This window comes from Nocardia noduli (assembly GCF_019038455.1).
Taxonomy (GTDB): Bacteria; Actinomycetota; Actinomycetes; order Mycobacteriales; family Mycobacteriaceae; genus Nocardia; species Nocardia noduli.
Genome location: NZ_JAFMPL010000262.1, coordinates 1 through 558, shown reverse-complemented (window position 1 = coordinate 558; position 558 = coordinate 1). Strand labels below are relative to the sequence as shown.

General features: G+C 64.2%; 1 protein-coding gene. It reads left to right on the top strand.

Annotated elements, in window-relative coordinates; translation table 11 throughout:
- On the top strand, window positions 1-367 hold a 367-nt coding region (locus JZ792_RS43670), incomplete at its 5' end, for an ATP-dependent Clp protease proteolytic subunit (protein ID WP_216918429.1).
- Between the last annotated feature and the right edge of the window lie 191 nt (window positions 368-558).

The window sequence follows — 558 nt, the reverse complement described above, 5'->3', positions numbered from 1 at the left end:
GGGCATGGCCATCTACGACACGATGCAGTTCATCAAGCCGGACGTGTCCACCATGTGCCTGGGCTTCGCGGCCAGCATGGGCGCCTTCCTGCTGGCGGCCGGCGCCAAGGGCAAGCGTTTTTCGCTGCCCAATTCGAAGATCATGATCCACCAGGTGCTCGGCGGCGCCCGCGGCCAGGCGACGGACATCGAGATCCACGCCCGCGACATCCTGCGCACCAAGGACCAGATGAACCGCATCCTGGCCGAGCGCACCGGACAGCCGCTCGACAAGGTCAAGGCGGACACCGAGCGCGACTACTTCCTCACCGCCGACGAAGCCAAGGAATACGGCCTCGTCGACCAGGTCGTCGCCCAGCGGCCCTGATCCGAGGCGGCGTTGCCTCCGGCGGCGCCTGCCGGCTCCCTCCGGCACGGCGCCGTTTTCCATTTCGTTATCATCCCTGCAACGTCCTGCAACACGAGGCAATGCCCACATGGCCGAGAAAAAAGGCTCTTCCAGCGAAAAAACCCTGTATTGCTCCTTCTGCGGCAAGAGCCAGCACGAGGTCAAGAAAC